Annotated in this window: 21 protein-coding genes; 7 read left to right on the top strand and 14 right to left on the bottom strand. The window is 54.6% G+C overall.

The window, feature by feature from the left end:
- Positions 1-22: 22 nt before the first annotated feature.
- The gene (gene rnhA, locus WEB54_RS03835) at positions 23-487 is read right to left on the bottom strand and encodes a ribonuclease HI (RefSeq protein ID WP_368053411.1); all 465 of its coding nucleotides are present in this window, start codon (positions 485-487) and stop codon (positions 23-25) included.
- The gene (locus WEB54_RS03830) at positions 480-1,193 is read right to left on the bottom strand and encodes a class I SAM-dependent methyltransferase (protein WP_368053409.1); all 714 of its coding nucleotides are present in this window, start codon (positions 1,191-1,193) and stop codon (positions 480-482) included. Before WEB54_RS03830 ends, rnhA begins: the two co-directional genes overlap by 8 nt.
- Before the next feature lie 274 nt (positions 1,194-1,467).
- On the opposite strand from WEB54_RS03830, the gene WEB54_RS03825 reads away from it, so the two are divergent.
- Complete coding sequence (locus WEB54_RS03825; protein ID WP_368053407.1) at positions 1,468-3,204, top strand: LysM peptidoglycan-binding domain-containing protein; 1,737 nt, start codon at positions 1,468-1,470, stop codon at positions 3,202-3,204.
- A gap of 70 nt (positions 3,205-3,274) precedes the next feature.
- Here WEB54_RS03825 and sohB read toward each other — a convergent pair whose 3' ends face one another.
- Complete coding sequence (gene sohB, locus WEB54_RS03820) at positions 3,275-4,282, bottom strand: protease SohB (protein WP_368053405.1); 1,008 nt, start codon at positions 4,280-4,282, stop codon at positions 3,275-3,277.
- Positions 4,283-4,395: 113 nt separating this feature from the next.
- Here sohB and WEB54_RS03815 point away from each other — a divergent pair, with 113 nt between their 5' ends.
- Positions 4,396-4,710, top strand: a complete 315-nt coding sequence (locus WEB54_RS03815; RefSeq protein WP_368053403.1) for an SCP2 sterol-binding domain-containing protein — start codon at positions 4,396-4,398, stop codon at positions 4,708-4,710.
- A 25-nt stretch (positions 4,711-4,735) separates the two neighbouring features.
- Here the strand turns inward: WEB54_RS03815 and WEB54_RS03810 are convergent, their stop codons facing one another.
- On the bottom strand, positions 4,736-5,392 hold the full coding sequence (locus tag WEB54_RS03810; protein WP_368053402.1) for a multidrug transporter: 657 nt from the start codon (positions 5,390-5,392) through the stop codon (positions 4,736-4,738).
- 9 nt (positions 5,393-5,401) lie between these two features.
- Positions 5,402-7,057, bottom strand: coding sequence for a hypothetical protein (locus tag WEB54_RS03805; RefSeq protein WP_368053400.1), 1,656 nt, complete (start codon positions 7,055-7,057; stop codon positions 5,402-5,404).
- A 429-nt stretch (positions 7,058-7,486) separates the two neighbouring features.
- On the opposite strand from WEB54_RS03805, the gene nhaB reads away from it, so the two are divergent.
- The 4 genes from nhaB to WEB54_RS03785 all read left to right on the top strand — a co-directional run bounded on the left by nhaB (position 7,487) and on the right by WEB54_RS03785 (position 12,126).
- Positions 7,487-8,998 carry a sodium/proton antiporter NhaB gene (nhaB, locus tag WEB54_RS03800; protein ID WP_368053398.1) on the top strand — a complete coding sequence of 504 codons (1,512 nt, stop codon included), beginning with the start codon at positions 7,487-7,489 and terminating at the stop codon, positions 8,996-8,998.
- Positions 8,999-9,051: 53 nt separating this feature from the next.
- Positions 9,052-10,056 carry a tRNA dihydrouridine(20/20a) synthase DusA gene (gene dusA / locus WEB54_RS03795; RefSeq protein WP_368053396.1) on the top strand — a complete coding sequence of 335 codons (1,005 nt, stop codon included), beginning with the start codon at positions 9,052-9,054 and terminating at the stop codon, positions 10,054-10,056.
- A 77-nt stretch (positions 10,057-10,133) separates the two neighbouring features.
- Complete coding sequence (tal, locus tag WEB54_RS03790; RefSeq protein ID WP_368053394.1) at positions 10,134-11,060, top strand: transaldolase; 927 nt, start codon at positions 10,134-10,136, stop codon at positions 11,058-11,060.
- 208 nt (positions 11,061-11,268) lie between these two features.
- Entirely contained in the window at positions 11,269-12,126 is an 858-nt protein-coding gene (locus tag WEB54_RS03785; protein WP_368053392.1) for a DNA replication terminus site-binding protein, read from the top strand.
- 117 nt (positions 12,127-12,243) lie between these two features.
- Here the strand turns inward: WEB54_RS03785 and sthA are convergent, their stop codons facing one another.
- The 9 genes from sthA to WEB54_RS03740 form a co-directional block, all read right to left on the bottom strand.
- Entirely contained in the window at positions 12,244-13,638 is a 1,395-nt protein-coding gene (sthA, locus tag WEB54_RS03780) for a Si-specific NAD(P)(+) transhydrogenase (protein WP_368053390.1), read from the bottom strand.
- 50 nt (positions 13,639-13,688) lie between these two features.
- Positions 13,689-13,931, bottom strand: a complete 243-nt coding sequence (gene nqrM / locus WEB54_RS03775) for a (Na+)-NQR maturation NqrM (RefSeq protein WP_368053388.1) — start codon at positions 13,929-13,931, stop codon at positions 13,689-13,691.
- 80 nt (positions 13,932-14,011) lie between these two features.
- Positions 14,012-14,929 carry an FAD:protein FMN transferase gene (locus tag WEB54_RS03770; protein ID WP_368053386.1) on the bottom strand — a complete coding sequence of 306 codons (918 nt, stop codon included), beginning with the start codon at positions 14,927-14,929 and terminating at the stop codon, positions 14,012-14,014.
- Between the two features lie 135 nt (positions 14,930-15,064).
- Positions 15,065-16,291, bottom strand: a complete 1,227-nt coding sequence (nqrF, locus tag WEB54_RS03765) for an NADH:ubiquinone reductase (Na(+)-transporting) subunit F (protein WP_368053384.1) — start codon at positions 16,289-16,291, stop codon at positions 15,065-15,067.
- Between the two features lie 18 nt (positions 16,292-16,309).
- Positions 16,310-16,918, bottom strand: coding sequence for an NADH:ubiquinone reductase (Na(+)-transporting) subunit E (nqrE, locus tag WEB54_RS03760; protein ID WP_368053382.1), 609 nt, complete (start codon positions 16,916-16,918; stop codon positions 16,310-16,312).
- Positions 16,918-17,577: an NADH:ubiquinone reductase (Na(+)-transporting) subunit D gene (locus WEB54_RS03755; RefSeq protein ID WP_368053380.1), complete on the bottom strand. Its 660-nt coding sequence runs from the start codon at positions 17,575-17,577 to the stop codon at positions 16,918-16,920. Before WEB54_RS03755 ends, nqrE begins: the two co-directional genes overlap by 1 nt.
- Before the next feature lie 2 nt (positions 17,578-17,579).
- Positions 17,580-18,362 (bottom strand): Na(+)-translocating NADH-quinone reductase subunit C, encoded by a 783-nt coding sequence (locus WEB54_RS03750; RefSeq protein WP_368053378.1) that lies wholly within the window; start codon positions 18,360-18,362, stop codon positions 17,580-17,582.
- The gene (locus tag WEB54_RS03745; protein WP_368053376.1) at positions 18,352-19,554 is read right to left on the bottom strand and encodes an NADH:ubiquinone reductase (Na(+)-transporting) subunit B; all 1,203 of its coding nucleotides are present in this window, start codon (positions 19,552-19,554) and stop codon (positions 18,352-18,354) included. The genes WEB54_RS03750 and WEB54_RS03745 overlap by 11 nt, the downstream gene beginning before the upstream one ends.
- A 3-nt stretch (positions 19,555-19,557) precedes the next feature.
- Positions 19,558-20,895 (bottom strand): Na(+)-translocating NADH-quinone reductase subunit A, encoded by a 1,338-nt coding sequence (locus WEB54_RS03740; RefSeq protein WP_368053374.1) that lies wholly within the window; start codon positions 20,893-20,895, stop codon positions 19,558-19,560.
- 337 nt (positions 20,896-21,232) lie between these two features.
- On the opposite strand from WEB54_RS03740, the gene mfd reads away from it, so the two are divergent.
- Positions 21,233-24,691 (top strand): transcription-repair coupling factor, encoded by a 3,459-nt coding sequence (gene mfd / locus WEB54_RS03735; protein WP_368053372.1) that lies wholly within the window; start codon positions 21,233-21,235, stop codon positions 24,689-24,691.
- Positions 24,692-24,695: the final 4 nt, after the last annotated feature.

The following is a 24,695-nucleotide window of genomic DNA, read 5'->3' as shown; positions in this document are numbered from 1 at the left end:
CATACGCCAGGGCCGAACGCGTTTAAACCCGGGTGCTGCGATGATCAATACCCATATTTGCCAGCGCATCGGCCCGCTCGTTCCCGGGGTGTCCGGCATGGCCCTTGACCCAATGCCAGTTAACGCTGTGTCGCGCTATGCTCTCGTCCAGGCGTTGCCATAAATCCCGGTTTTTCACGTCTTTTTTGGCCGATGTTTTCCAGCCATTCTTTTTCCAGCCATGTATCCACTCGGTAATGCCCTTGCGGACATACTGTGAATCGGTGTAGAGATCGATCTGACAGGTTCGCTTAAGGGCTTCCAGTCCGGCAATAGCGGCCATCAATTCCATACGGTTGTTGGTGGTCTGGTCTTCACCGCCATACAGTTCCTTATGCTTGGACCCGTATTGCATAAGCACACCCCAGCCACCCGGACCGGGGTTGCCCCGACAGGCACCGTCGGTATAAAGCACAACGGACTGACCGCTTTGTTCACTGTTACTCATGCTGTTTCCTGATGGTTCGACCGGCCAATCCGGATTCCAGAATGGGTTTTGCACGCCAACGGGCACGGCCATTGATTCTGCCGGGAACTTGCTTGCAGCCGACCAGCAAGTACACCGACCCGGTGACCGGCAATACCGCTTTTTGAAGCCCGCCAAAAAATCTCAGACGCGATAACCAGGCTGGCCGGGAAAAAGGTGACATAAAGCCGTGTTTTTCAGAACGCTCCAGTTCAAAATTCAACAGTTGCATCCAGTCTGACACCCGGCTGCTACTGATGAATCGACTGCGCCAGAGCCCCGACCGCGCACGACTGAACAGGGCTCTAAGCCCCCAGGTGGAGTAAGGGTTAAAACCGACAATGACCAGTATGCCACCGGGGCGCAGTGTTTGAGCGGCCTCACGAACGGCCTGATAGGGATTGTCACACTGATCCAGCGTGTGATGCATAATTAACGCATCCAGGCTCTCCGGCTCAAACGGCAGGGCTTCTGCATCGCCTCGTACGCTCGGACAGGGTGCCCGGTTGTCGAGCTGTGTCATCAACAAACCACACCCATAGAGGCGTGGTTCAAACAAGGGCTCATGTAACCCGGAGTCCAACTGCACCAGATGAGTCCCAAAACGGCCCGATAAGGCGCGAGCAACCAGTTGTCGTTCAACGTCAATTAATCGGCCGCCCATGGGCGTGTTGTACCAGTCGTGCAAGGCTGATTCCTGAACTGCAACGGACGGAGGCCCCGCTCGAAGCCATTGTTTGAATCTAAAACCTATCCGTTTAGCCAAAATGCCCTCATTAAAAACAGCGCAGGTCAGAATATGTCATCAAACGCCGCCTTCGGATCCCCTGATAAATGCTCAACGTCACAAAACGGCCCAATAAATCTCTCCGTACTATGCCTTAACTTGCCCCTGCACCCCATAGCAACATAGAATTATCGCTCAACTCGAACCCAGCATCAAAAAAAGAACCGATAAATTCATGGCATTAAAACGACTTTTAATACCGCTGGCCGTCGCAGGCTTTGTCACCAGCGGATGCAGTACTTTGCCTGCACTTTCGTCTTTTTCTCAGACAACGGCGGAGTCGACTCCGGAACCGGGCGCTGACGTCAGCGAACAGGCACTGGTTGAACGCGAACTGGGTGCAGCTCCAGAAAGCGAACCAGAGCCGATTTTCGACCCGTTACTCGCGGACCTGTCCGCAACTGAATACCTGTTTGACACAGACCCGGACCTGGCCGCAGAGACATTGCGTACCCGGGCGGTATACGACCCCTACGCCCAGTACCCGGAAGATCTGTACCAGACGCTACGTCGTGGCTTTCAGTTCGATCTGACGCTTGAAGACCCGCGCATCACCTCACAGTTGCGCTGGTATGCCAGCCATCAGAGTTACTTTAACCGTGTCAGTGAGCGGGCTGGTCGCTACATGTTTCACATCGTCGCGGAGCTGCAGGCCCGTGATATGCCGCTCGATCTGGCGCTGCTGCCCATTGTTGAAAGTGCGTTCGATCCTTTCGCCTACTCTCACGGCAGTGCCGCCGGCATGTGGCAATTCATTCCGTCGACCGGACGCATGTTTGGGCTCAAACAGGACTGGTGGTACGACGGACGTCGCGATGTCGTCGAATCGACGCGTGCGGCCATGGAATACCTCGACCAACTTAACGATATGTTCGATGGCGATTGGCTACTGGCGCTGGCGGCCTATAATTCCGGTCCCGGCACCGTTATGCGAGCCATGCGACGCAACCGCGCCGAAGGCAACCCGACAGACTTCTGGCATTTGGACCTGCCAAGGGAAACCGAAGCCTATGTGCCCAAGATGTTCGCGCTTGCCAAGTTAATTCACGCGCCGGAAACCTATGGCATCGAATTGCCCTTGCTCGATACCGAGCCCTTTTTTGAGATTGTCGATGTTGGCAGTCAGATAGATCTGGCTCAGGCAGCGGCCATGGCCGATATGGATCTAAGCGATCTGTATTTGTTGAACCCCGGTTTTAACCAGTGGGCAACCAATCCGGAAGGCCCGCATCGCTTGCTGGTCCACACTGATAAAGCCACACAGTTTCGGGCACGCCTTGACGAATTGCCCCTGGACTCGCGAATGGCCTGGCAGCGATACACCATCGAGCCCGGGGATTCCCTACTGACCATCGCCCGGGATTTCGGTGTTACCGTCGATATTATCCAGGACGCCAACGACCTCAACAGCAGTCTGATTCGCGCTGGCGACGCCCTGATGATTCCGACCGCCAGCGCCAACAGTAACGCCTACTCTATGAGTGCGGATCAGCGACTGGCGCGTCGTCAGAATGCCTCTGGCAGCGCCGACACAAACCGGGTCGACTATATCGTTCAGTCGGGTGACAGCTTCTGGGACATTTCAAGGGAGTTTGGCGTGACCGTGCAGAGCCTGGCCCGCTGGAACAACATGGCTCCCCGCGACGTCATTCGCCCCGGGCAGACATTGGCGGTCTGGGTCAGCAACGACACCTCGTCAGCTACTGCCTCTGCCAGTTCATCAGTCAGGAACGGTCGTGAAGTGGTCCGAAAAGTCGGCTATGTTGTCCGGTCAGGTGATTCCCTGTCTCGGATTGCCAACCGGTTTAATGTTCGAATTGCCGACATTCAAAGTTGGAACACCATAGGTCAGGAGTATTTGCAGCCAGGTCAGCATCTGACTCTTTATGTAGATGTAACCCGCTTGCAATAGACTTCGCCGATCGGCCATGCTGCGCCATAAGGCACTGCTTGGCCGATCAAACAAGAAAGCGCCTCTCAGCTCAAGGAAAATAGCGGTGAGACAGTGCGTCAACAGCGCCCTGAACAGACGATGAAAATGCCTTTTTGAGTCGCTGATCGACCCCTACCTGCGGAACCCAGGTAACAGAGACCACGTCGCCGCTTTTCGCTTTGGCCAACAGATACGCATCGCTGGTCTCCAGCTGATCCACCAATCCTAGTTCACGGGCATCTTCGGCCAGCCAGAAATCACCTTCAGTGACGACCGCCAGATCCAATTGTGGGCGATAGCGCCCTACCAACTCTTTAAACCGCTCATGAATGGCTTTGAGATCTTCCAGCAACTTCTCCCGGCCTTCTTCGGTTTTCTCACCCATCAGGGTCATGGGCGCCTTATGTTTACCCGCCGTCAGCACTTCTACATCCACCTGATGGCGTTGCAACAGCTTATGAATATTAGGCACCTGGGCCAATACTCCAATGGACCCGAGCACCGCAAAAGGTGCTGCGATGATGCGATCGGCAATACAAGCCATCATATAGCCCCCGCTGGCGGCCACTTTGTCGACGCACACCGTCAGTGACAACCCGGCTTCTTTTAGCCGAACCAGTTGCGAAGCCGCCAGACCATAACCCGACACCGCACCCCCCGGACTTTCAAGGACCAGAACCACCTCATCACCGGTACTCGCCACCTGGATAATGGCCGTTACTTCCCGGCGCAAACCATCCACCTGAGAGGCGTGGACATCGCCTTTAAATCGCATTACCCAGACGTTTGAAGACGGCTGCTCGGCCGCTTTTTTTTGTTCTGCCTTTTGAGCTTTGTGATGAGCTTTATAGGCTTTCTTCGACATCACCTCCTGGCGAACCCGGTCAGCGCTGGATTCCAGCCGAGTGTTCAGTTTATCGATCTGTAACCGCCCGCCAGATTTTCTGGAAGCACCACTGCTTCCCTGTGATGCCCGGGCTACCACAACCAGCGCGATCACCAGAATAGCCACCAGGGTGATGGTTTTTAATACAAATGCCCCGTATTCAGCCCACACAATTTTCTCCTTTTCATCAGTTAAACTTACGTTTCAAACAATCGTTTGATTTTACCCACTCGGCTCTCTACAATCCACCCAATGTCATTCACCCACACACCGGAGAGCAGACCATGGCTTCGACCGCAGACATGTTCAACAACATCGAATCCCAATTCAACGCCGACGCTGCCTCGGGTCTGGATGTTGTCTTTCAATTCAACATCGACGACAGCGACACCTACCATTTGATCGTTAAAAACAAGCAGTGCAAACTGGTATCCGGCGAGCATCAAGACCCATCGGTTACCCTGATCATGAATGAAGAGACCCTGAAAGAAATCGCTTCAGGCGATTTGAATGGCATGCAGGCATTTATGGCAGGTCGCTTGCGCACTGAAGGCGATATGATGCTGGCAACCCGCTTGTCGGATCTGTTTTCACTGTAATCGACTGAGCCAAAGCATCTGGTTTTCAGTCAGAAAACCACTGCCCCAGCGCTTCGCGAGCCGGTTCATTGACCGGTCTCGCGACCAACCCCTGTGCACCCAACCCTACCTCGAACAAGCCATTATCGACCATTGGCAGATACACACTACTGCCGAAACGTGCGCTGATCCAGGGTAACCAATCGCTGACCATACTGACCGACCAGAGTGCACCCGCCCGCAGATCAATGACGGTGCGTGGCGCATTCAGCTCCTGCTCCAATGATTGATATCGTCCGGTTATACGGTCCAGCCGATACACCGGCTCCATACCCAGCACAACCAGCGGACCAGACCAGATAAGGATACGGGCATCCAACTGCCATTCATCTCCATTTAACACCAGACTCCGGCGCTGCTGATCCTGATTGGTCTCCAGATTGACTTCATAGGCCTGCTCACCTTGTCGCCGAAAAGAAACCGTCGCCACGACGGTTTCCCGGGTAAAGGCCCGATACGCGGCCAAATCAAACATAAACAAGGAGATGATGAGCAATCCGACCAGGCAAACCACACCCAGAGCGCCGCGCACAAAGCCCCGAATCCAACCACGACGCAACAGCAGACGCAAGGCGATATAGGCTAGCACCAGGCCCGGTAGAACCAGCAAGGCAAACAATGGCCATTGCGTCATCAGCTTCATGATAGGGAATTACACCGACAGCGCTGCCAGGCTGTGATTGGCGAGCTTCAGAATATCTTCATTGGCCGAGTCACTGAGTAAGCCTTCCAGGAAAAACTCCAGACTCGACAAGGCATCAGCAAAGGATTCCAGTTGCCCGGGATCAACCATGGTGCCGGACTCTTCAAGATCCCGGCGGATGTAGTTGATGGCTCGCTGAATCAGGTCAGCGGCGGTTTTACTATTAAGGAACACAAAAGCCCCTTTCACGCTATGGAGCGTCGGCACCACATTGGACAAATGCAACCGATCGCCCTGAGAATCCATATAGGCGGTGATGGCCCGTTTCGCCAGGGCCAGACCGGCTTCGGCTTCATCGATCAGTACCACCCGGGCATCGTGCAACTGGGCGAGCGCCGCCTTGCTGTCACCGTTGCCCTCCAACTGTCGCTGACCCTGTAAAATACGGGATAACGCACTTTCGGCGTACAGCACGGCATCGGCAATGGTCAGCAACTGCTCATTGGACGGCGCGGCATTGTCGGCCCAGCCAGCGATAACCTTTGCCTGCTGTTTCAACACATTCGCTGGGCTTTGCAGACCCAGCATTACATAGACGTCCGCCACCTTGGCCATGCGCTCCTGAAGAATGCGCGCCGAAAAACCGCTATCGCCACGGGCCGCCTGATCAACGGTGTCTTTGATCACCGAGATGTCCTCTTTCAGCGCATCGGAAACACTCGATAGCACGCTGCGACCGGGGCTGAACAATATTTGCCGCTGCTCTTCGAGCATGTCATCGCTTTGTCCAAGCGTCGGCAACTTGTAATATTTGGCAACCTGCCGAGCCCTCAGGCTCTCAGCCGGGTTCATCGCCAGCAAAAACAGAAATTCTTTCATCAGCGCAAGCGACGGCTGCTTGTTCAACGATTTCGGCGCGTTGCTGATCAGGTCTTTGAGGTGGCGGTCGAGTTGGGCGAACAGCATCTTGCGCGGCCCGGTCATCAGGGCACTGCGATTGGCCATTGACTCAAGCGCACCCGAAGCAACCCACCACAACGGGGCACAGGGTGCGTTGGCCAGCAGTTGATCTATCCGGTTAAGAGCCAACCCCATGTACTTGAAAGCACCCACAGTCCGCTCACCGCGTAACAGGTGTAGCAGCCCCGCCTGGTACATGTGTCGGAATTTTTTAAGCTGGCGGATTTTCTGGGGCGAAAACTCGAAGACTTTGCTATCAGCAGGCTTGCCAGGCTTGAACGAAAACTGGAAAAAATGCCCTTCTCCGAGCAAAGAGACTCCCCTCGCCCGCCGAACCAGATTGATGGTCGGCAACAGGACAGCGGGAATCGCCTTCTGACCAAGACTGAGAAATTCCAGGTAGCGGCTGAGAACAACCAAACCACCACTCATGGCATCCAGTTTGATACGTACATCGTCGTTGTCGGCTGACTCGCCTGTGGGTATGGCATTGATCAGAGTGTTGAACTCATCGCACAGAGCAATGGCACCTTCTTCTTCCAGCACCTGAAAGATGCCCCGCATTTGCCCAATCAAATCCTGTGATTGCTGCAACTGCACCAGGTCGCTGGTGTCCGAACTAAAACTCTCGAGCGCAGACTGCGCTTGCTGCAGCGTGGCTTCAAGCTCGGTCTTGATCGCTTCCTTAGATGTGGCTGTACTCATCGTTCACTAACCTTGTTGCGGGACACACGTACAGGACGTGATCGACAACCGCCTGCTGCCGTGGCGGCGACTCCGATGGGGTCTTACTGTTCGCCAGCCCGGGACCCTCATCATACCGATGATCAGCCCAGTTGCGCAGCGAACCGGTAAAAACGGCTTCCCCTTTGCCAGTATACCCAGCAACGGACCCTTGCATCAGTGTTCCACACTCATTTTGTTAATAAAAGCACATATTTAGCGCCGATTCCTTAGGTTTTCTCTTAACGACTAGGCATCGGGGTTACCGAAAGGCGACCCGAAATTGTTGTTTTCCTACAACTCGCTTGAAATTCTCCCGAAAACGGGTACCTTGGGCGCGCTTTGCGCGACCCGTACAGGCAGCATAAGGGTTGTGGCAATACCGCTTTCACATTACCCGAAGAGCTCCTGATGAACACCTCGCTTAGTCAGTCTTTTGTTAAGAACTTTCTGGGGCACAGCCCCAACTGGTACAAGAAGACCATCGTCGTCTTCCTGATCATTAACCCCATTTTGTTTTTCAGCTTGGGGGACAGCGGTCCGTTAATCGTTGGCTGGATGCTGATTGGGCAGTTTATCTTCACTCTGGCCATGGCATTGAAGTGCTACCCACTGCAACCCGGAGGCTTGCTGGCCATCGAAGCCGTTGTCATCGGCCTGACCAGCCCGGAAGTCGTTTACCACGAAGCGGTGACCAATTTCCCGGTGATCATGCTGCTGATGTTTATGGTCGCTGGCATCTACTTCATGAAAGACTTGTTGCTGTTCATATTCACCAAACTGCTACTGGGGATTCGCTCCAAAACCCTGCTTTCACTGATGTTCTGCGGCGCTGCGGCCTTTTTGTCCGCCTTTTTGGATGCACTGACGGTAACTGCCGTGCTGATCAGCGTCGCCGTCGGTTTCTATTCGGTGTATCACAAGGTGGCCTCCGGCAAGCACTTTCACCACGACCACGACCACAATATGGATGAAGGTGTAGAAGACCTGCACCGCGAAGATCTGGAGTCATTTCGTGGCTTCTTGCGGTCACTGCTGATGCACGGCGCCGTAGGTACCGCACTGGGGGGCGTTTGCACCCTGGTAGGTGAACCGCAGAACCTGCTGATCGCTCGTATCGCTGGCTGGGATTTTGCGGAATTCTTCATCCGGATGGCCCCGGTCACCATGCCCGTATTGGTCGCTGGCCTAACCACCTGTGTGCTGCTCGAAAAGCTAAAGTGGTTCGGTTATGGCTCTAAACTGCCTCAGGTCGTGCGCAGCATTCTTGAAGATTATGAAGAGCACCAGCAGACCAAACGTACTCGCAAAGACATCGCCAAGCTTATTGTTCAGGGTATTGTCGCCATCTGGTTGATACTGGCTCTGGCTTTTCACCTCGCTGAAGTCGGCCTGATCGGTCTGAGTGTTATCGTGCTACTGACTGCCTTCAATGGTATTACCGACGAACACAACATCGGTAAGGCGTTTGAAGAGGCGCTGCCGTTCACCGCGCTGCTGGTTGTGTTCTTCACTATTGTCGGCGTCATTCACAGCCAACACCTCTTTGCGCCCATCATCGCCTGGGTACTGAGCCTGCCGGTGGATATTCAGCCCGGCATGTTCTTCATAGCCAACGGCCTATTGTCGGCGATCAGCGACAATGTCTTCGTCGCAACGGTTTATATCAATGAAGTCAAGCTCGCGCTCGAGGCTGGTGACATCAGCCGTGAACAGTTCAACCTGCTGACCGTTGCCATTAACACCGGCACCAATTTGCCATCGGTGGCCACCCCTAATGGTCAGGCTGCCTTTCTGTTTCTGCTGACTTCGGCCATTTCGCCCCTGGTGCGCCTGTCGTACGGTCGTATGGTGGTGATGGCGTTCCCCTATGCCATGGTCATGGCGACTTTCGGTTATATTGGCGTCACTTATTGGCTATGATGCGCACCTGAACCTAGTGGACGGTACTCAAGGTGCCGTCCATCCGTCCGGAGATGACTTTGACCTACCCGCATCGCTTCAGCGTAGCCCCGATGATGGACTGGACGACCAGTGAATGCCGTCAGTTTCATCGCCTCCTCTCTCGCCATGCACTGCTTTACACCGAAATGGTGACTACCGGCGCACTGATTCACGGTCATCGCGACCGGTTTCTGGCCTATACCGAGTGCGAACACCCGCTGGCACTGCAACTGGGTGGTTCCGATGCACAGGACCTGGCGAAATGCGCTAAAATGGCGGAGCAATGGGGGTACGACGAGGTAAACCTGAATGCTGGCTGCCCTTCCGACCGGGTTCAGAATGGCATGATCGGTGCGATACTGATGGCGCATGGCGCCCTGGTGCGGGATGGCCTGAAAGCCATGCGCGATGCGGTGTCGTTGCCAATCACTCTGAAACACCGCATCGGCATCGACGATTTCGACAGCTACGAGTTTCTGCGCGACTTCGTCGGCATCACCGCCGAATCCGGTTGCGATACCTTCATCGTCCATGCTCGCAAAGCCATTCTTAGCGGCCTGAGCCCCAAAGAAAACCGGGAAATACCGCCGCTGGACTATGATCGGGTCAAACAGTTGAAAGCAGATTTTCCCCACCTGAACATCGTCATCAATGGTGGGTTGAAAGATCATGAAGCCTGTCTGGCGCTATTGGAAGCGGGTATTGATGGTGTAATGCTTGGCCGTGAGGCCTATCAAAACCCATTGATTCTGCAGTCAGTGGACCCAACCTATTACGGACAGTTGGCACCGCTACACACCCAATCCGAACTGGCCAGCGCTTACCTGTACTGGGTTGAGCAACACCTGCAGCAAGGAAAGGCGCTGAAGTATGCCGTACGACATACCCTGGGTCTGTTCCAGGGCCAGCCCGGTGCACGCCGGTTTCGCCGTACTCTGAGCGAAGGGATGCATAAACCCGACGCCGGACTGGACTTGTTGAAACAGGCGTTGTCTGAAGTTGTACTGACTGACGCCGAGGCACCGGTACCTGCCTGACGGACTATGAGTCGATGTTTCAGGCACCTATTCAAGCCACCATCACTGGCCCCCGGGTCAGCCATAAGAGAGACAACATGAGCAAACTTGAACAGTTGAAAGAATACACCGTCATCGTCGCGGACACCGGCGAACTCGAGTCCATCAAAAAATTCAAACCCCAGGATGCGACGACCAACCCCTCTCTGGTTCTGAAAGCCGTTGAAAGCGGACTGTACGACAGCGTGATCAAACGTTGTATGGCCGATGCCAGTGATTTCGACGATGGTATCGACCGCCTGATCACCTCCATTGGTCAGGAAATTTTGCAGGAAGTACCCGGCTACGTCTCCACCGAAGTGGACGCGCGTCTGTCATTTGATACCGAAGCCACCCTGAACAAAGCCCATCGACTGATTGAGCTGTATGAAGATGCCGGGTGGAGCCGTGATCGCATTCTGATCAAGATTGCCAGCACCTGGGAGGGCATTCAGGCCGCCCGGGTACTGGAAAAAGAAGGCATACATTGCAACATGACCCTGCTGTTCAGCATGGAGCAGGCCCAGGCCTGCGCCGATGCGGGCGCAACGCTAATCTCACCGTTCGTAGGTCGCATCATGGACTGGTATAAGAAAGACACCGGCCAAACCTACACCGGCGAGAATGACCCGGGTGTAATCAGTGTTCGGGAGATTTTCAAACACTATAAAGAGCATGGCTACCCGACCATTGTCATGGGGGCCAGTTTCCGCAATACCGGTGAAATCGAGGCCCTGGCAGGTTGCGACCGCCTGACCATCAGCCCGGCGTTGCTTGAAGAACTGAGTGAAGACAAGGGCGAACTGAAGCAAGCGCTGGTTGCTCCGGCGGCTACCGGCAAGAAGCCCGAAGCGATCACCGAATCTGATTTTCGTCTGGGCATGAACAACAACCCTATGGCGACTGAGAAACTGGCGGAAGGTATTCGCAAGTTCATAGAAGATCAGATTAAGATGGAAGGCATTATCAAGGCACACTCAGCCTGAAACGGTAGCGGGCCCCTCCGGGCCCGCATTGTTTTGAATAGGGTCTGCCGCCACTGACGTGTCTTTATTGGTAGCCCTCCCTTAAGTCCGCGTACGCCCCCCATCACAGCAAAGTTCAAATTCTGCCGCAACACCAGCCCCTGGATACCTTGGCAACCGGATCAGCATCCATTAAACTGAAAACAACGCTTAAGATAACGGTATAAACATGAGTGACAAACAACTCTTCGACGAGTTCGAACGTTTGCGCCGCGCCATTTCGGCGTTCTCACGATCAGTCCATCAATATGACAGCGCTCACTGGATTGCTCCCTGGAACGGCGCCGTACGCGCGCCCGACCTCGAAGACCTGCTGCTAGACCTGTGGTATCAGGACGACCAGGACGGCCGTGAAACGCGCGTCTACCCCGGGCTCATTGCTCTGAACCGGGAACAAATCACGCTTGCCGCCGAAGTGAATATGGCCAAAGACCGGTTCCGGAACCGGGTTCAGTCGATCAAAACAGCCGACTCCATTCACTGGAGAGAACTGCAGGGCCAACTGGCCCGCCGCTACAAAGGGTTAAACGAAACACTGGGCCGGGAGGGACTAACCCGCTTACATTTAAAACAGGTATTTCGGCACATTCCTCTAGTGGTGAAGCGGCCCGACCGGGTTGGCTTCAGTTGGTACACCAGCGGTCGCTCCATCCAGAAGATCACCAAAGCGGACGCCTGGGAACGGTTGATAAAACTTAATACTGAATCGGCGCACATTCGTATCCAGATGGAACGCCTGGCGTCACTGCCAGATTCCGAGCCCCTGGCCCGGGTTCAGAAACAGGCGCCGCTGCTGCGCGCCAATCTGGTGTTTGCTGACGGACGCCGAAAATCACTGAATGTATCTTTACCCCTGCTGTTTCCCAGCCAGGGCATCAACGAACTACCGGACTTCTCAATCCCCACGGCGACGCCGCCCGGCGAACGGCAACGTCTGGTTCGCAGCGATAACCGGCTTGAAGACGACGCTTTTCTACCCTCCATTCGCGTACACCGCTACCAGCAGCCCAAACGCGGCGTTTACTGAATACGCCCGGTGCGTAAATACGCCTAAGGCAGGAATGAGCGCCAAAAAAAGCAGCCACCAGGGCTGCTTTTACAAGTTAATAAAGGACATCAGGTTACTACCACACCTGGCATCCTGTCAGAAAATACGATTCAAACCATTCAGTGCCGCAACCCGGTAGGCCTCTGCCATAGTGGGGTAATTGAAAGTGTGTTCAATGAAATACTGAATATTATTACCACCGTTTTTCTGCGCCATGATCGCCTGACCAATGTGCAGAATTTCAGCCGCCTGGTCACCAAAGCAGTGAATGCCCAATAACGCCAGGGTATCCCGATGGAACAGTAACTTCAGCATACCCACGTCTTCGCCAGTGATCTGCGCACGGGCGGTGTCTTTGAAATAGGCCTTGCCGACTTCATAAGGCACCTTGGCCTGGGTCAGTTCGCGCTCGGTTTTGCCCACCGACGAGATCTCCGGGATGGTATAAATACCGGTCGGTACATCGTTGATGTGCCGGTAGGTATTGTTGTCTACGATCACTCCGGAAGCGCTGCGCCCCTGATCGTAAGCGGCACTGGCGAGGCTCGGCCAGCCGATCACGTCCCCAACCGCATAAATGTGGGGCACTGAGGTCCGGTAAAACTCATCCACCTCTAACTGACCACGACCGTTGGCCGTTAACCCGGCAGCGTCCATATTAAGCTTTTCGGTGTTACCAGACCGGCCGTTGGCCCACATGAAGGCATCGGCTTTAATCTTCTTGCCGGAGGCCAGTGTCAGTACAATGTGGTCATCGAAGCCGTCCACACTCACAAATTCTTCATTGTGGCGCACCAGTACACCATGACCGCGCAGGTGATAACTGAGCCCATCGGAAATTTCATCGTCCATGAACGCCAGCAAACGGTCACCCGGGTTAATCAGGTCTACCTTGCAGCCAAGACCGTTAAAAATAGAAGCATATTCACTGCCGATAACACCCGCCCCGTATATCACCAGATGCCGGGGGGTTTCGTTGGAATCAAGAATGCTGTCGCTATCGAACAGGCGGGAATGGCTGAAATCCACTTCAGGTGGACGGTAAGGCCGTGAACCCGTGGCTACTATAATCTCGTGAGCCGACAGGATGTCAGCCTGATCGTCTGACCGGTCTACCTTAATCGTATGCGGGTCGATAAAGCTGGCGACACCGTAATACAGATCCACACCATTACGGCTGTAAAAGCGCGCCCGCATGGACACCTGCTTGTCGATTACCCGGTGTGCCGATTCCCGAACCTGACTGTAAGATAGCCATTTTTGCTCGGAGATATGCCGGAACATGGGGCTGCGATTAAACTGCATGACCTGATTGACCGCGTGACGCAGCGCTTTGGACGGAATGGTTCCCTGATGCGTGCAATTCCCTCCCACCAGGTGCCGCAGATCGACTACCGCGACTTTCTTTCCTGCCTTGGCGGCATTCATGGCCGCACTTTCACCGGCGGGACCACTGCCGATGATCACCAAATCGTACTGAGCTTCCGACATCGTCTCTCCTATAAATACAACCAGACCGCGAGCTACACGAGTACGGACTGTTACTTTGTCGCGTCAACACCCAGGTCAGACAAAACCTTTTGCCGGGCTGCGTTGCGCGCAGACTTTATTTCAGTGTCGCACTTGCCCTTGTCACCGCCGCACACGTCGCATTCCGCTTCCATGCCCACAGCAGCCATACCGCCACAGGAGCCTTTTATCGGCTGACGACCAAAAATAACCCCAACGGCCATCGCCGCAATGATTAATAACATGAAAACAAAAACTGCAAAAAAGGTCGCCATAAGCACCTCCAGTGAAACGTGCATTAAACTCGAAACCTATTAACCCATGGCCAACAGGTCCCCGAGCTGCACCGATCAGTTTAGTCGCTTTGTCCGAATAGGGATTCGAATCGGGCAGACAGTGTTTCAATGTAGCCCTCCCCGTCCCTCTGAATCAGATAGACCGCTAGATCAAGCTCTCCGGCAAGCGTCATCGCATCTTCAGCGCCCATCACCATAAACGCGGTGGCGTAGGCATCGCTGAGGACACTGCGTTCACCTAACACCGTTGCCGATACCAGATTGTGCCGGATGGGATAGCCCGTTTCCGGATCCAGGGTATGGGAGTAACGCTGACCATCCTGTTCGAAAAAATTACGATAGTCACCGCTGGTTGCCATGGCCCCATCAGACACTTCCAGGACCTTATAGACGGATCGTTGTTCGCTGTCCGGGGTTTCAATGGCAACACGCCAGGGCATATTATCTGGCTTGCTACCGGAAAAGCGCATCTCACCGCCAATCTCAACCATATAGTTCTCGAACCCCCTGACCTCAAGCAAGCTGGCCACCTGATCTACAGCATAGCCTTTGGCTATTGCCGACAAATCCAGTTGGCGCGGCGCTGACTTGCGCAACTTATTGGCGGTGGAATCAACTTCAATTGCCTGCCAGCCAACCATCGCCAATGCCGCTTCGATATCCGATTCGGTGGGCACCTGGTCTGTCGTCTCTTTGGGACCAAAGCCCCACAGATCAACCAGAGGGCCTACCGTAGGGTCAAACGCACCATTACTGGCCTCGGCAACTTCCAGCGCCAGACTGACAACTTCGGCCGTCATCGGTGAAACAGCGATCCAGCCGTCAACCGGTGATTCATTAAAACGGGAAACATCTGATCGGGGTAAATAGGTCGACATGGCCAGGTTTACTTCTTCAATCGCGGTACGGACTTCGGTATCCAGCGCACGCGCTTCAGATTCCTTGGCGACCAGACTGACCGTGTAGCTGGTTCCCATAGAGTACCCACTGAGCTTATGAACCTCAGTGGACCCCCAACCAGAACACCCCGCGAGCAGCCATGCCGCCAGGCATAACCACAACACGGGCATTTTCATCGTAAGAAACATTCCTTCTCCAGTTCAGAGAGTGGCTTACCCGCCAAAGTCGTCCAGCAGAATGTTGTCGCGTTCCACACCCAGATCTTCGAGCATCTTGATGCAGGCTGCGTTCATCATCGGAGGACCACACATGTAGTACTCGACGTCTTCAGGCGCTTCGTGATCCTTCAGATACTGCTCGTACAGAACGTTGTGTATAAAGCCGGTGTGTCCGGTCCAGTTGTCTTCCGGCAACGAATCCGACAAGGCCAGGTGCCACTCGAAATTGTCATTCTCTTCAGCCAGCATGTCATACTCTTCCGAGTAAAACGTCTCCCGCAAACTACGGGCTCCGTACCAAAAGCTGATTTTACGCTTCGAGTTCAGACGCTTCAGCTGATCGAAAATGTGTGAGCGCATGGGTGCCATGCCCGCACCACCTCCGATAAACACCATCTCAGCGTCAGTGTCCTTGGCGAAAAACTCACCGAAAGGTCCAAATACCGTGATCTTGTCGCCCGGTTTCAGGCTGAACACGTAGGAAGACATAATGCCCGGCGGGTAGTTCGTTCCCGGCGGCGGTGACGCAACCCGGATATTAAACTTAACGATGCCCTTTTCTTCCGGGTAGTTCGCCATTGAGTAAGCTCGAACGGTGGTCTCGTTTACCTTGGAGGTGTACTGCCAGACATTGAATTTATCCCAATCGGAATGGAAACGATCTTCAATATCGAAGTCTTTGTAATGCACTTCATGCGGCGGAGCCTCCAACTGAACGTAACCGCCCGCGCGGAAATCGACGTTCTCGCCTTCCGGCAACCGCAACGTCAGCTCTTTAATAAAGGTGGCGACATTGGGGTTGGATTCAACCGTGCACTCCCAGCGCTTTACACCAAAGAACTCGGGTTCTACTTCAATTTTCATGTCCTGCTTAACGGCTACCTGGCACGCCAGGCGCCAGCCTTCGCGCAATTCACCCTTGGTGAAGTGCTGCTCCTCCGTGGGCAGTGCTGCGCCACCGCCATCCAGAACTTTACACTTGCATTGTGCGCAGGTACCGCCGCCGCCGCAGGCTGAAGACAGGAAAATGCCATCATTCGCCAGGGTACCGAGCAGCTTGCTGCCAGCCGGTACGGTTATCGCCTTATCGGCATCTTCGTTAATTTCGATGGTTACATCGCCACTGCTCACCAGCTTGGAGCGAGCCGACAGAATTACGCCGACCAGCAACAGCACTATTACGGTGAACAGAACAACACCGAGTATGATTTCTGTAGTCATCTGTTCATTCCTTACCGGTTACAGGGAAACGCCTGAGAACGACATAAAGCCCAGGGACATCAGACCAACGGTGACAAAGGTAATACCCAGGCCACGCAAACCCGCTGGCACATCGCTGTACTTGAGCTTCTCCCGAATACCGGCCAGTGCCAGAATCGCAAGTGCCCAACCCACACCGGCACCAATGCCGTAGACCACCGATTCACTGAAGGTGTAGTCCCGCTCAACCATAAACAGCGAGGCACCGAGAATGGCGCAGTTCACTGTAATCAACGGCAGAAACACACCCAGGGCGTTGTAAAGTGCCGGGAAGTATTTATCGAGCACCATTTCCAGAATCTGGACGATGGCGGCGATCACACCAATGTAACTCAGATAGCCCAGAAAGCTCAGGTCAGCGTCCGGGAAACCGGCCCAGGCCAGCGCACCTTCACGCAACACAAAGTTAAACAACAGGTTATTGACCGGTACGGTAATCGTTTGAACAACAATAACCGCAATACCGAGACCAATAGCCGCAGATACTTTCTTGGACAAGGCCAGGAAAGTACACATGCCCAAAAAGAATGCCAGGGCCATGTTTTCGACAAAAATTGCGCGAATAAAGAGGCTGATTAATGCTTCCATTACATGGCCTCCTTCTTAACGTGTGCCTTCATGGTAAAGTCGCTTTCCTCAACCTGATCCTTGTACACAGTGCGCAGGATCCAGATAAAACCACCAATAATGAAAAATGCACTCGGCGGAAGCAGCAACAAGCCGTTGGGAATGTACCAGCCACCATTGTTTACCGTGGTTAGAATTTCCACGCCGAACAAGCTGCCAGAACCCAGGAATTCACGAATGACGGCGACAAATAACAAAACAACGCTGTAACCCAGTCCATTGCCAATCCCGTCGATGAAACTCATTCCCGGCGGATTCTGCATAGCAAAAGCTTCAGCACGCCCCATCACAATGCAATTGGTAATGATCAGACCAATGAACACCGACAACTGCTTCGACATTTCGAACGCATAGGCCTTCAAAATCTGATCTACCACGATCACCAGTGAGGCAATAATAGTCATCTGCACGATGATCCGGATGCTGCTCGGAATCTGATTGCGAATCGTCGAAATAAACAGGTTTGAAAACGCGGTTACCGACGTCAGTGCAATACACATCACAATAGTGACATTCAAGCTGGTGGTCACAGCCAGCGCGGAACAGATTCCAAGAATTTGCAGCGCAATGGGATTGTTGGCAAAAATAGGTGCCAGTAATACCTTCCGTGTCTCAGACATGATCAGGCTTCTCCCGCTTCAAGGTTAGTCAGAAAGGGTTTGAACCCACGCTCGCCCAGCCAATACTGAATCAGGCTCGTTACACCGCGGCTGGTCAGCGTTGCGCCGCTCAGGCCGTCGACCATGTGCGTCGCTTCCATTTCATTGCTGCGGTTGACCGACCCTTTCTTAACGGCCAACTCAACACTGCCCTGATCGCCATAGACTTCTTTACCCTCAAACTGCTCTTTCCAGTTGGGGTTGTCGACTTCGCCGCCCAGCCCCGGGGTTTCGGCATGCTCGTAAAAGCCGAATCCGCGAACCGTGTTCAGATCGCTATTCAGTGCTATGAAACCCCAGAGCGTAGACCACAGGCCATAACCTCGAACAGGAAGAATCAGCGTCTGCAATTGCCCTTCACTGTCATTGATCAGGTATACCTCAGTGTACTGCTCACGACGCCCGATACCGGCAATATCTTCAGAGTCCGGGATCGATTTGGACAGTGCCGGATCACGAATGGAATCCCGTGGCTCAAAGGTTTCAGTATCGAACTCATCCGAAAACTCGCCGGTTTCCAGATTGATCAGTCGGGTTTCAACTTGCTCGAACTGTTCCTGTACAGATACGCCATCCTGCAGCAAGCCAGCTGCTGCCAGAATGTTGCGGCGCAAATCCAGTTGACGGTTTTCCTGCTGTACCGGGCGCAACACAACCGCCGCTGTTGAAACAACAATGGCGCACACCAGGCACACCAGCAAGGCAACCTTGAGAACATTGGTGATGGAGTCTTTATTACTGGACACGAGCAAGCCTCCGTTTGATGTTTCGCTCAACCACGAAATAGTCGATGGTCGGTGCAAAAATATTGGCGAACAGAATGGCCAGCATAATGCCTTCCGGGAAGGCCGGGTTAACGACGCGAATAAGTACCGTCATTACGCCGATCAATATGCCGAACCAGATTTTACCGGTATTGGTCATCGAACTTGAAACCGGGTCGGTGGCCATGAACATCATGCCAAAGGCAAAACCACCAATAACCAGATGCCAGTACCAGGGCAGTCCGAACATGGGGTTTGACTCAGAACCGATCAGGTTGAACAGACTCGACAGCAGGATCATACCCACCATGGTGCCCAGCACGATCCGCCAACTGGCAATACCCATTACCAGCAGTACCGCACCGCCCAACAAAATAAGCAGCGTAGAAACTTCACCGATAGAGCCCTGCTGTATGCCCAGGAAGGCATCAAACCAGGTCAGGCTGCCCAGCATGCCTTCCACCAGACCGTCGCTGAAGGCATGGCTCAGCGCTGTTGCACCGGAGAAACCGTCGACTGCGGTCCATACGGCATCGCCGGACATACTTGCCGGATAGGCAAAGTACAGGAATGCACGGCCGGTCAGTGCCGGGTTAAGGAAGTTTTTGCCGGTTCCGCCAAAGATTTCCTTGCCGACGACGATGCCGAAGGTAATACCCAGTGCCACGGCCCATAACGGCAACGAAGGCGGGCAAATCAGTGCAAACAGTACCGAGGAGACAAAGAAGCCCTCATTGACTTCGTGGCCCCGTACCATGGCGAACATGACTTCCCAGAACCCACCCACGATGAAGGTAACCGCGTAGATTGGAAGGAAGTAAGCGGCCCCGTAGATGAAGTTATCCCAGATACTGGACGGATCATGCCCAGCAAACAGACTGATCAGCGCCTCGCGCCAGCCGTCGTTGATCGCCAGACCGGCCTCAATGGCGGTGTTCGCCTGGAAACCCAGGTTCCACATGCCCCAGAACATGGCCGGAAAGGTGCAAAGCCATACCGTGATCATGATGCGTTTCAGGTCCATACCATCACGCACGTGAGCCGTGGTGCGAGTAACGGAGTTGGGCATATAGAAAATGGTGTCTACCGCTTCAAAGAGCGCATACCATTTTTCGTACTTGCCGCCTTTTTCAAACAGCGGCGCCATGTTATCTAACGTTGTTCGTAATCCCATGCCTTACCCCTCCAGCTCGATGCGAGTCAGATTTTCCCGCAGGATCGGGCCATATTCGTACTTGCCAGCACACACATAGGTACAAAGCGCCAGGTCTTCTTCATCCAGCTCCAGTGCGCCCAGCTTTTCCGCCGAATCCAGATCACCCACAATCAGCGCACGCAGCAGCTGAGTTGGCAAAATATCCAGAGGCATTACCTTTTCATACTGACCGACCGGTACCATCGCCCGTTCAGAGCCGTTGGTGGTCGTGTTGAAGTCGAAGGTTTTACCCTTCATCAGCTTGGACAGGTAAATATTCAGCACCGAATGGCGGTTCTTACCGGCATGCAGGTAATGCAGGATCGGGCGTTCACGGCCTTCCGCCAATACACTGACCTGGGAGTGGTAGCGCCCCAGATAAGCCACTTCTTCCAACCCGCCACGACCGCCAAACACAGAACCTGAAATCAGACGGTTCTCGCCGTCCTTCAGTTCATCCCGCGTCAATTCGATCAGGGACGCACCGGCGCGAGTACGAACCAGCCGGGGTTCCTTCACCTGAGGGCCTGCCAGTGCAACGATGCGATCGGTCGGCAGCACGCCGGTAACGATCAGCTTGGCCAGCGCGATAACGTCCTGATAGCCAATCGTCCAGACTACCTTGCCGGCGTGCACAGGTTCCAGAAAATGAATGTGGGTACCGGCATTGCCAGCGGGGTGAACACCGCCAAACTCTTCAACCGATACGCCGTCAGCCGTTGGAATTTGACTACCTGGTGCCTTGCACACCCAGACTTTTCCCTGAGTGAGCTTGGTCAGCAGGGTCAGACCCTGAGTGAAAGCGTCTGTGTCAGTCGCGATGATGGTCGCCGGATCGGCCGCCAGTGGATTAGTGTCCATGGCCTGCACGAAAATGGCCGCCGGTTCAGAATCAATGGCGGGAACCTTGGAATACGGGCGAGTTCGAAACGCCGTCCAGGCACCTGATTTCACCAGCGTTTCACGCAACGCCTCGGTACTCAGCGTATTGAACTGATCAGCCGGTGTTGCGTCGAACTGTTCGTGGTCATCGCCATCCAATTCAATCACCACGGATTGAAACAGACGACGAGCGCCACGATTAATAGTCTTGACCAGTCCGGAAGCGGGAGCTGTGTATACAACGCCTTCGTTTTTCTTGTCGGTAAAGACCGGCTGGCCCAGTTTTACCCGGTCGCCTTCCTTTACTAACATGGTCGGTTTCATACCGTTGTAGTCGTAACCGACCAAAGCCACTGTGCTGACCGGCTGACCGTCCGAAATTTCCTGACGCGGAGCGCCGGAAATGGGCAAGTCGAGCCCTTTCTTGATCGTTATCATAGTGTGCTCTGTCTAATGACTCGCGCTGCACGCCAGGGCACGCACGGCACCCGGACACAACGTTCATCATACATTGCTTTCAGGCTGGCCAAATCCAGACCGATTCATGCCCTGTTAGGCATAATGCGGAACGACGGCAAACCCACCCCAAAAATCGTGCGCTAGTATAAAGATCAGTGGTTTAGATGGCTACCTTAGTATGAGAAACCTTTTTTCGCTGTCCTCCCCGCCAAACTGCGGTCAACCGGCAGATTCGCAAGCCGTAGCGCTGGGCGATGCCTGCCAAGTCTGCTAGCATTCGCGCCCTGTTTCCGGTTGACTTGAAAACGCTAAGCCCATGCACAGCCCTTCGTTGAATATCCCCCAGCAGCCTGGCGATCACCGCCACATCGGCCAACTCAGCGGTGCCGCCACCGGCTGGTACCTGGTTCAGGTCATGAAACAGCATCAGGGCACCCTGCTGCTGATCGCCGATACACCGACAGACGTTGACCGTCTGGTACAGGAGTTAAGGGTCTTCAAAGGGTCGGAACCCTGGGAAATTCTGGCCTTCCCTGACTGGGAAACCCTGCCTTACGATAACTTTTCGCCGCATGAAGACATCATTTCAGACCGGCTCAGTGTACTGAATGCCCTGGCGAAAAACCCCCGGGTGGTCTGCATTGCCAGTGCCGCCAACCTCAGTCACCGGCTCGCCCCCAAAGAAGCCATCATCGGCACTGCCTTTGACTGGCACCAGGGTCAGACCATCGACATAGCCCAGCAGCGCCGACAACTGGAGTCGGCAGGCTACCGAGCCACCGACACTGTCTATCAACACGGTGAATTTGCAGTCCGGGGTTCGATTCTGGACATATTTCCAATGGGCTCCGAGCAGCCTATTCGCGTCGACCTGTTCGATGAAGAAATCGAATCGATCCGGCACTTCGACCCTGAAACGCAGCGTTCCGGCGACACCATTAAGCGTATTACGCTGTTACCGGGTCGCGAAGTCCCCCTGACGGAAACGGGCATCGCCCATTTCCGTCAGGCTTTTAGGGAGCGCTTCGAAGCCGACTTTTCCCGTTGCCGGACCTATACCGAGGTCAGCGTGGGGATCACCCCCGGTGGCATCGAATACTTCCTGCCGCTGTTTTACGAGCGCACAGATACTTTTTGGGATTACCTGCCCGAGCAAACCCTAATTGCCCACCAGACGTCGCTGGTCGAGCAACTGGACCACTTCTGGCAGGAAGTGGAAAGCCGATACGAGAACCGTCGACACGACATCACCCAGCCTATTCTAACCCCCCGGGAGCTGTTTACCCCGGGTGATGAGGTGTTTACCCGGCTCAACCAGTTCAGGCGGTTATCACTGAGCGCCGCACCCGTTCGTGAGCAAAGCGGGCATCTCAACCTGACAACAGAGTCGCCCGCCGATTACCCGGTAGACCACCGGGCACAGGAACCTCTGAACCGGCTTGAATGCTTTTTAAAAGAAACCCGCCACCGGGTTCTGTTCTGCGCCGAATCCCTGGGGCGTCGGGAGTCGCTTAAAGAATTGCTCGAACGCATTCGAATTCGTCCTGAACCGGCTGACACCGTATCCCAGTTTCTGGATCAGTCCGACGCGAAAATTGGTCTGACGGTAGCTCCCCTGAGCCAGGGTCTGGTATTGGCCGATGCCGGTATCACACTGATCAGCGAGCCCCAGCTGTTTGGCGACTATGTTGTTCAGAAACGGCGCCGGGATCGTGCTCAGTCGGATCAGTCCGACCAGGTGATTCGCAACCTGACCGAATTGAATCCGGGCAGCGCCGTGGTGCACCTCGATCATGGGGTGGGCCGCTATCAGGGCCTGGAAACGCTTGAGCTTGACGGCCAGGCCCAGGAGTTCCTGAAGCTCAGCTATGCCGAAGGCAGCCACCTGTACGTCCCGGTCAGTAATCTGCATATGATCAGCCGGTACTCGGGCGCCGATATCGACAACGCTCCGCTGCACAAGCTGGGTCACGATCGCTGGAGTAAAACCAAGCACAAGGCGGCCGAAAAGATACGCGATACAGCGGCTGAGTTATTGGCGCTGTACGCAACGCGCGAAGCGCGCCGCGGCCACACCTTCCCGTTCGACGAAATCGAATACGCCCAGTTCAGCGCCGGTTTCGGGTTCGAGCCGACCGATGATCAGGCCGACGCCATTCAAGCGGTCATCAAAGACATGCGTCGCCCCCAACCAATGGACCGGCTGGTCTGTGGCGACGTCGGCTTTGGCAAAACCGAAGTGGCCATGCGCGCGGCTTTTATCGCTGCCAACGCGGGTCGACAGGTCGCCATTCTGGTGCCCACTACCCTGCTCGCCCAGCAACATTTTGAAAATTTCAACGACCGCTTTGCCGACTGGCCGGTGCGGGTCGAGGTGCTCAGTCGCTTTCGCAACACCGGCGAAACCAAATCGGTGATCGATGGCCTGACCGACGGCAAGGTCGACATTGTCATTGGTACCCACAAGTTGCTGCAAAAAGACATTAAGTTCAAAGATCTGGGGTTACTCATCATTGATGAAGAGCATCGTTTCGGCGTCACCCAGAAAGAGCGCATCAAAGCACTCCGCGCCAATGTCGACATCCTCACACTGACCGCAACCCCGATTCCCCGCACCCTGAACATGTCGATGTCTGGCGTGCGTGATCTGAGCATTATTGCCACCCCTCCGGCGCGGCGCCTGTCGGTGAAAACCTTTGTGCGCGAACGCGACGATGCCCAGGTCAAAGAAGCCCTGCTGCGCGAGATTCTGCGCGGCGGCCAGGTGTACTACCTTTACAATGAGGTCAGCACCATTGAGCGCACGGCCCAGGCGCTGAGGGAACTGGTGCCCGAGGCCCGGATTGTCTCTGCCCATGGTCAGATGCCGGAACGGCAGCTTGAACGCATCATGTCGGACTTCTACCACAAGCGCTTCAACGTATTGCTGTGCACGACCATCATCGAAACGGGCATTGATGTGCCCACGGCCAACACCATCCTGATCGAGCGCGCCGACCGCTTTGGTCTGGCCCAGTTACACCAGTTACGAGGCCGAGTGGGTCGCTCACATCACCAGGCCTACGCCTATATGATGACGCCGCCCTGGAAAACGCTAACCAAAGACGCCAGGAAGCGGCTGGAAGCCATCGGCGAAGCCCAGGACCTGGGAGCAGGGTTTACCCTGGCCACGCACGACCTGGAAATACGGGGTGCCGGTGAATTGCTGGGTGAAGAGCAAAGCGGCCACATTGAAGGCATCGGCTTTTCGCTCTATATGGACATGCTGAACAAGGCCGTTAAAGCCATTCAGAAAGGGGAATCCTTTAATCCCGCAGATATGGATAACCCCGGCGTTGAAGTCAACCTGCGCATTCCCGCCCTGATCCCAGCGGACTATATTGGCGACATCAATACTCGCCTAACACTCTATAAGCGCATTGCCTCCAGCGAAGACGCCGATCAGTTGCGCGATTTGCAGGTTGAAATGATTGACCGTTTCGGGCTATTGCCAGAACCGGTGAACCATTTGTTCAAAGTGACCGAACTGCGCCAAAAACTGGAACCGCTGGGAGTTCAGCGCATCGATATTGGGCTGTCCGGCGGCACCATTGAGTTCAGCAAAAACACCAGTATCGACCCTTTCACCCTGGTACAGCTGATTCAATCTCAACCGCACCGGTTCAAACTGAAAAACGGCACCATGTTGCATATCGTGACCGACAGCCCAACGCCGACGTCACGGTTTGACACGGTCGAAGAAATCATCACACTGGTCAGCAGGAAACCTCAATGAGACA

The sequence above is a fragment of the Saccharospirillum sp. genome (genome assembly GCF_040881935.1).
Classification (GTDB): domain Bacteria; phylum Pseudomonadota; class Gammaproteobacteria; order Pseudomonadales; family Natronospirillaceae; genus Saccharospirillum.
Note: the sequence above shows the minus strand (reverse complement) of the source record. Positions and strands in the feature narration are given on the sequence as shown.

Bases quoted from the DNA above. Each gene is read 5' to 3' on its own strand.
- rnhA (WP_368053411.1), bottom strand. From the start codon at position 487: ATGAGTAACAGTGAACAAAGCGGTCAGTCCGTTGTGCTTTATACCGAC.
- WEB54_RS03825 (WP_368053407.1), top strand. From the start codon at position 1,468: ATGGCATTAAAACGACTTTTAATACCGCTGGCCGTCGCAGGCTTTGTC.
- WEB54_RS03815 (WP_368053403.1), top strand. From the start codon at position 4,396: ATGGCTTCGACCGCAGACATGTTCAACAACATCGAATCCCAATTCAAC.
- WEB54_RS03810 (WP_368053402.1), bottom strand. From the start codon at position 5,392: ATGAAGCTGATGACGCAATGGCCATTGTTTGCCTTGCTGGTTCTACCG.
- WEB54_RS03805 (WP_368053400.1), bottom strand. From the start codon at position 7,057: ATGAGTACAGCCACATCTAAGGAAGCGATCAAGACCGAGCTTGAAGCC.
- nhaB (WP_368053398.1), top strand. From the start codon at position 7,487: ATGAACACCTCGCTTAGTCAGTCTTTTGTTAAGAACTTTCTGGGGCAC.
- dusA (WP_368053396.1), top strand. From the start codon at position 9,052: ATGACTTTGACCTACCCGCATCGCTTCAGCGTAGCCCCGATGATGGAC.
- tal (WP_368053394.1), top strand. From the start codon at position 10,134: ATGAGCAAACTTGAACAGTTGAAAGAATACACCGTCATCGTCGCGGAC.
- WEB54_RS03785 (WP_368053392.1), top strand. From the start codon at position 11,269: ATGAGTGACAAACAACTCTTCGACGAGTTCGAACGTTTGCGCCGCGCC.
- sthA (WP_368053390.1), bottom strand. From the start codon at position 13,638: ATGTCGGAAGCTCAGTACGATTTGGTGATCATCGGCAGTGGTCCCGCC.
- nqrM (WP_368053388.1), bottom strand. From the start codon at position 13,931: ATGGCGACCTTTTTTGCAGTTTTTGTTTTCATGTTATTAATCATTGCG.
- WEB54_RS03770 (WP_368053386.1), bottom strand. From the start codon at position 14,929: ATGGGAACCAGCTACACGGTCAGTCTGGTCGCCAAGGAATCTGAAGCG.
- nqrF (WP_368053384.1), bottom strand. From the start codon at position 16,291: ATGACTACAGAAATCATACTCGGTGTTGTTCTGTTCACCGTAATAGTG.
- nqrE (WP_368053382.1), bottom strand. From the start codon at position 16,918: ATGGAAGCATTAATCAGCCTCTTTATTCGCGCAATTTTTGTCGAAAAC.
- WEB54_RS03755 (WP_368053380.1), bottom strand. From the start codon at position 17,577: ATGTCTGAGACACGGAAGGTATTACTGGCACCTATTTTTGCCAACAAT.
- WEB54_RS03745 (WP_368053376.1), bottom strand. From the start codon at position 19,554: ATGGGATTACGAACAACGTTAGATAACATGGCGCCGCTGTTTGAAAAA.
- WEB54_RS03740 (WP_368053374.1), bottom strand. From the start codon at position 20,895: ATGATAACGATCAAGAAAGGGCTCGACTTGCCCATTTCCGGCGCTCCG.
- mfd (WP_368053372.1), top strand. From the start codon at position 21,233: ATGCACAGCCCTTCGTTGAATATCCCCCAGCAGCCTGGCGATCACCGC.